Genomic DNA, 1,518 nt, shown 5'->3' on the forward strand with positions numbered 1-1,518 from the left:
TTACCGAAAAGCGACGTTGAAGGCCCCCGTGTTTTAACCGGGGGATGAAAACAAGCGAGTCGCTTAGACTAGACAACTTTAGTTGTCCTGTGTTATTATTACCTACAATAACTGTTCGGTCTGCCCGTTTCAAATGTACTGTTGTCAGCAAGTTTTAGTAGGTAAAAATCCTGAATTAATTCCCATTTTAACATTCTTGTGCGAACAGTCTCACAAACTAACTAACATGGGCATATACTATGGTCGGCAATTATATTTTAAAGCCAGGATTGGTATTGGCAAGTTTGACTTGGAAAAGGTCTATAAAAACAACTATCATTACAAAGTTTTATATTCTCAAGCAGCACAACAAACATTGAGAACTGTAGCTGAATCATTTAGGTCTTATTATGGTCTTATTATTGCCTATAATGAAGGTAAAATCGAACACAGACCAAGGATTCCTAACTATAGAAAAAAAGGGGGAATGGCTACAGTAAGTTACCCTAAGCAAGCATTAAAACTTAAAGATAATCAAATTAGAATACCACGCTTAGAATACCTGTAAACGCTGGTTTGGAGTAGATAGCTTTTTAATTCCAATGCCTAGTAATCTAGCATTCTCTACTCTCAAAGAACTGAGAATATTACCGAGAAACAGATGTTTTTATTGGGAATTTGTTTATGAAAGAGAAGTAATAGTTAAACCTCAATTAAATCAAGAAAATGTATTAGGAATTGACCATGGTTTAAATAATTGGTTGACCTGTGTATCCAATGTAAATACTAGCTTAATTGTAGATGGGAAACAGATTAAATCAATGAATCGTTGGTACAACAAACAAGTATCAACTATTAAAGAAAATCAACCGACTGGATTTTGGTCAAATAAACTAGCTGCCATTACAGAAAAGCGTAACCGCCAAATCCGTGATGGAATTAATAAAGCAGCCAGGATAGTGATTAATCATTGTTTAAAAAATCATATTGGTACAATTGTATTTGGCTGGAATAAAGGTCAGAAAAATCAAATAGAATTAGGAAAGAAAAGTAATTCAGAATTTGTACCAATTCCGACAGCTAGACTCAAGGAAAGAATAGCTCAATTATGTTCTGAGTATGGGATTAGATTTATAGAAACTGAGGAAAGTTATACAAGTATTGCTTCATTTTTAGATGGTGACAATCTACCTAATTATGGTGAGAAACCCAATAATTGGAAACCGTCAGGAAAGAGAATAAAGCGATGCAGCGCGGTCTTGGGGGTTTCCCCCATGAGCGACTGCATCAAGACAGCGTGGTTTGTATAGAACAGGCAATAATTGGTGTATTAATGCAGACTGTAATGGGGCTGCAAATATAATCACAAAAGTAAGCAGAAAGCTAGGGTTAAACTTAAGCCGACTGTGTAGGGGCATTTTGACTTGTCCCCAAAGAATATATCTTTGGTCAGCTAAGAAGAAACGGAGCAACACGGATTTATCCTGTTGCGTAGTATCTGCTTAGAATCCCCGTGACTTAAGTCCGGGGAGTAGTCAA

2 protein-coding genes are annotated in these 1,518 nt (G+C 36.3%); both read left to right on the forward strand.

Translation table 11 applies throughout. The features are described from left to right. Positions 1–133 precede the first annotated feature (133 nt). Positions 134–547 (forward strand): hypothetical protein, encoded by a 414-nt coding sequence (locus tag F6K06_RS33465; protein WP_205127573.1) that lies wholly within the window; start codon positions 134–136, stop codon positions 545–547. A gap of 34 nt (positions 548–581) precedes the next feature. After that, complete coding sequence (locus F6K06_RS33470) at positions 582–1,289, forward strand: transposase (protein WP_287245559.1); 708 nt, start codon at positions 582–584, stop codon at positions 1,287–1,289. Positions 1,290–1,518 lie beyond the last annotated feature (229 nt).

The sequence above is a fragment of the Okeania sp. SIO1H4 genome (assembly GCF_010672695.1).
GTDB classification, from domain to species: Bacteria; Cyanobacteriota; Cyanobacteriia; order Cyanobacteriales; family Microcoleaceae; genus Okeania; species Okeania hirsuta.

Coding starts and splice junctions, on each gene's coding strand:
- F6K06_RS33470 (WP_287245559.1), top strand. CDS start 582: ATGCCTAGTAATCTAGCATTCTCTACTCTCAAAGAACTGAGAATATTA.
- F6K06_RS33465 (WP_205127573.1), top strand. CDS start 134: ATGTACTGTTGTCAGCAAGTTTTAGTAGGTAAAAATCCTGAATTAATT.